The organism is Kribbella sp. (assembly GCF_035687465.1).
Lineage (GTDB): Bacteria > Actinomycetota > Actinomycetes > Propionibacteriales > Kribbellaceae > Kribbella.
In genome coordinates, this window is record NZ_DASRXP010000290.1 from 1 (window position 1) to 4,382 (window position 4,382).

Below are 4,382 nucleotides of genomic sequence, written 5' to 3' on the forward strand. Positions count from 1 at the left end.
GGTAGTCGAGGTTCATGCCAGGGTCTCCTGTCCGGCGCTGATCGCCAGTACTGCGTCCTCGAGGTCGGCCGAGGTCACCTCGATGTCATGGGCGGGGGTGTTGCTCAGCAGATACCGCAGGGTGTCGTCGGAGTCCGCGCACTGCAGCAGCACGACCTCGCCGCGGGTCTCCACATTCCGTACTCCGGGGAGCGACGCCAGGGCAGCCAGGTCCGCGCCGGGCACGGTCGCCCGGATGGTCCGGCCGGACACGCTCGCCTTGATCTGCGCGGCGGTGCCGTCGGCAACGATCTTGCCGTCCCGCATCAGCACCACGCGGTCGGCGTACGCGTCGGCCTCCTCCAGGTAGTGGGTGGCGAACAGCACGGTCCGGCCGCGGGCGGTCTCGCCGTGCATCGAGGTCCAGAAGTCCCGGCGCGCCTCGACGTCCATCCCGGTGGTCGGCTCGTCCAGCACGATCAGGTCGGGCTGCGGGATGATCGCCATCGCGAACCGCACCCGCTGCTTCTGACCGCCGGACAGACCCTTGATCTTGCGCCCGGCCAGGTCGGCGATGCCGGCCCGCTGCAGCGCGTCGGTGACCGGCATCGGGTGGCTGTGCAACCCCGCGACCAGATCGACCAGCTCGCCGACCTTGGCGTCCTCGATGATGCCGCCGCTCTGCAGCATCACGCCGACCTGGCCGGCCGAGATCGCCTCGGTGGGAGACGCGCCGTACACGGTCACGCTGCCCTGGTCGGGCCGGACCAGCCCGAGCAGCATCTCGATCGTGGTCGACTTGCCGGCGCCGTTCGGGCCCAGCAACGCCACCACTTCGCCTGACCGGATCGTGAGGTCCACCCCGGCCACGGCCTGCACTGCGCCGTACCTCTTGGTCACTGCTTCGAGAGTGACCGCAGTCGTTGTCGTCATACCCAGTACTTTGCTGCCGTACTGCGCCGCGCCCCTGGTTCGGCCGTCACGACGTACCCATGACATCCGTCAGATGTCTGGCGCCTCCGACCGCGTGGTCCGGGTGATCGCGATTGACGCGCCCACCACGCAGGCCATTCCGAGCAGCTGTATCGCGTCCAGGTGCTGGCGCAGGATGAGGAATCCGGCGGTGGCGGCGACGGCTGGTTCGAGGCTCATGAGGATGCCGAAGACCGCGGGGCGCATGTTGCGCAGGGCGAGCGTCTCCAGCGAGTAGGGGAGGACGGACGACAGCACCGCGATGGCGAGGCCGATGCCGAGAACGTCCCAGTGCAGGATGTCGCTCCCTGAGGTGATGGCGCCGGCCGGGAGGGTGATCGCGGTGGCGACCACCATGGAGAGGGCGAGGCCGTCGAGTTGGGCGAAGCGTCGTCCGGTTTCCGCGCTGAGCAGGATGTAGCAGGCCCACAAGGCGCCGGCGAGGGCGGCGAATCCGACTCCGAGCCAGTTGACCGCGGAGAGCTCGTTCCCGTTCACGAGGACTACTCCGAGTGCCGCACCGGCGACGGAGAACAGGTCGCGACGCTTGCGAGACATCGCCGCCGCTAGACCTAGCGGGCCGATGAATTCGATCGTCACCGCGACTCCAAGCGGTAGGCGCTCGAGGGCGAGGTAGAACGAGAGGTTCATCAGGCCGAGTACGGTGCCGAAGGCAACTACTGCGAGGAGGTCTCGTCGGGTGCGTTTGCGGAGACTGGGGCGGGCGATCAGGAGCAGGATCGGGACCGCCAGGGCGAGCCGGAGGGAAACGGTGCCCGCGGCACCGATCCGCTCGATCAGCTTCGACGCCAGCGCGCCGCCGAACTGAACGGATACCACCCCGCCCAACACCATCGCCGTCGGCGGCACCCGCACAACACCCATTCCCCGATCACATCACGCCTGCCTGCACCCCCAAACACTTTCCCGCCGCTTGGACGGCCGGACCTGCAGCACTCACCAACACGCTGGGATGAGGCGTCACGCCATGCGACTGAGCGTGAACCTCCCCGCTGGGCGGGGTTAGTGAGTGGTGCGCGTCCGCTCAACCGCGGAGGGTGTGGAGGCCGTTCCAGAGGAGGGTTTGGAGGGTTTGGGCGAGTTTGGTGGGGGAGGGGGTGCCGCCGTTCTGGGTGCGCCAGACCGCCAGGCGTTCGGTGGCGCCGGAGATGGTCTGGGCGACGATCTGGATCTCCTCCTCGTCGGTCTCGCGATCCGGCGGCAGGTTGAGGCGGACCATCATCGCGATCAGGCCGACGAAATCGGCGCGGACCTCGTCGGCCGCCTGCGCCGCGGGACCCGCCGCGAGCATCCCCTCGTCGACGATCACTGCCCACGCCCGCGGGTGCTCGTCGAGGAACTCGAACCACGCCACGAACCCCGCATACATCGCCGCCTCGGCATCCGCCGCCGCGAGGACCGCGTCCGACACGGCCTCCAGGAGTTGCGCCCGCAGCCGCGACAGACAGGCGAGGAACAACCCGTCCTTCGACCCGTAGTACTGGTAGATCAGCGGTTTCGACACTCCGACCTCGGCCGCGATGTCGTCCATCGAGGTGCCCTGGTAGCCGCGCTCGCCGAAGATCCGCTCTGCCGCATCCAGGATCTCCCGCTCCCGAGCGGCCCGATCCCGCCGCCGTTTCACCGGTACTGCGCTGTCGCCGGCTGAGCTGGGCGAGGTGGTGGACGTCACTTGCACACTCTAACTGACCCCGAGTAACTTACTGAGGGTAAGTTCATCGCCGACCGACCTCCCGGAGGCCCGAATGACAGCCGTGCAGGAGAACAGCACCCACCGCCGGATCGTGGTGGTCGGCACGGGATTCGCCGGGATAGGGATGGCGGTCCGGCTGAAGCAGGCCGGCTACCACGACTTCGTAGTACTCGAGCGGGCTGAGGACGTCGGCGGCACGTGGCGCGACAACACCTATCCCGGTTGCCGGTGTGATGTGCCAAGTCATCTGTACTCGTTCTCCTTCGCGCCCAACCCCGACTGGACCTCCACGTTCTCCCCGCAGCCGGAGATCGAGGCCTACCTGCGCAATGTCACCGACGGGTTCCAGGTCCGTCCCCACATCCGGTTCGGCCACGCGGTCCAGGATGCCCACTGGATCGACGGGCACTGGCTGATCCACACCAACCAGGGCGACTTCACCGCGGACCTCCTGCTCTCGGGGATGGGCCCGCTCGCTGAGCCGTCGTACCCGAAACTGCCGGGGATCGAGTCGTTCGAGGGCGAGGTCTTCCACTCGGCGGAGTGGAACCACGAGCTCGACCTGAGCGGTCGCAAGGTCGCGGTGATCGGGACCGGGGCGTCCGCGATCCAGTTCGTGCCGGCGATCCAGCCCGAGGTCGAGGAACTGCACCTCTTCCAGCGGACGCCGCCCTGGGTGATGCCGCGGCCCGACCGCAAGATCACGAAGGCCGAGAAGGCCGTCTACCGCGCGTTTCCCCTGGTACAGAAGGCGGTTCGCGCCGGGATCTACTGGTCCCGCGAGTCGCTCGTCCTGGGTTTCGCCAAGCTGCCCGGGATCATGAAGCAGGGCCAGCGGATCGCCGAACGCCATCTGGCCCAGCAGATCCGCGACCCCGAGTTGCGCGCCAAGCTGACGCCCGACTTCACCCTCGGCTGCAAGCGGGTGCTGATCTCGGACGACTACTACCCGGCCATCGCGCAGCCGAACGTGGCTGTCGTCACCGACGCGATCCACGAGGTCACCCCGACCGGGATCGTCACCGAGGACGGGGTGAAACACGAGGTCGACACGATCATCTACGGCACCGGATTCCGGGTCACCGACCTGCCGGTGATGGACATGCTGCACGGCCGCGACGGCCTGACCCTACGCGAGGCCTGGCGTGACGGGATGGAAGCGCATCTCGGTACCGCGGTCGCCGGCTTCCCGAACTTCTTCCTGCTGATCGGACCGAACACCGGCCTCGGTCACAGCTCGATGGTCTTCATGATCGAGTCCCAGATCGCGTACATCCTGGACGCCCTCAAGACGATGGATGCCGAGGGAATCAGCGAGGTCGAGGTCCGCCCCGAGGTCCAGCGCGAGTTCGTCGACGGCGTCCGCTCCTCGATGCGCAACACCATCTGGACCCGCGGCGGTTGCACCAGCTGGTACCTCGATTCCGAGGGTCGCAACACCACCCTCTGGCCTTCCTTCACCTTCCGCTTCCGCCAGCTGACCAGGCACTTCGACCGCAGCCAGTACCTGACTCGCTGACTCTCGCTATGTGACATCGAGCGTGTTACATTCGATCGGTCATATATCGATCGGAGGGTCCGTGGCGCTGATGATCGCGATGCACGGCATCGGCGGGCGGGGCGATCTGCCTGTTCCGCTGTGGTTGGCGATCTACTCCGCAGCCGCGGCGGTCGCCGTGTCGTTCTTCGCACTCGCTGCCTTCTGGTCCCGGCCGCG

At 67.6% G+C, this 4,382-nt stretch carries 4 protein-coding genes; 1 reads left to right on the forward strand and 3 read right to left on the reverse strand.

Annotated elements, in window-relative coordinates:
• Window positions 1-12 precede the first annotated feature (12 nt).
• The 3 genes from VFG33_RS14575 to VFG33_RS14585 form a co-directional block, all read right to left on the reverse strand.
• Window positions 13-912, reverse strand: coding sequence for an ABC transporter ATP-binding protein (locus VFG33_RS14575; protein WP_325026582.1), 900 nt, complete (start codon window positions 910-912; stop codon window positions 13-15).
• A 69-nt stretch (window positions 913-981) separates the two neighbouring features.
• On the reverse strand, window positions 982-1,836 hold the full coding sequence (locus VFG33_RS14580) for an EamA family transporter (RefSeq protein ID WP_325026584.1): 855 nt from the start codon (window positions 1,834-1,836) through the stop codon (window positions 982-984).
• Between the two features lie 160 nt (window positions 1,837-1,996).
• Window positions 1,997-2,644 (reverse strand): TetR/AcrR family transcriptional regulator, encoded by a 648-nt coding sequence (locus tag VFG33_RS14585; protein ID WP_325026585.1) that lies wholly within the window; start codon window positions 2,642-2,644, stop codon window positions 1,997-1,999.
• Window positions 2,645-2,717: 73 nt separating this feature from the next.
• Here VFG33_RS14585 and VFG33_RS14590 point away from each other — a divergent pair, with 73 nt between their 5' ends.
• Entirely contained in the window at window positions 2,718-4,184 is a 1,467-nt protein-coding gene (locus VFG33_RS14590; protein ID WP_325026587.1) for a flavin-containing monooxygenase, read from the forward strand.
• Window positions 4,185-4,382 lie beyond the last annotated feature (198 nt).

Excerpts from the sequence above, each read along its gene's own strand:
- VFG33_RS14575 (WP_325026582.1), bottom strand. The coding sequence starts at position 912 with ATGACGACAACGACTGCGGTCACTCTCGAAGCAGTGACCAAGAGGTAC.
- VFG33_RS14580 (WP_325026584.1), bottom strand. The coding sequence starts at position 1,836 with ATGGGTGTTGTGCGGGTGCCGCCGACGGCGATGGTGTTGGGCGGGGTG.
- VFG33_RS14590 (WP_325026587.1), top strand. The coding sequence starts at position 2,718 with ATGACAGCCGTGCAGGAGAACAGCACCCACCGCCGGATCGTGGTGGTC.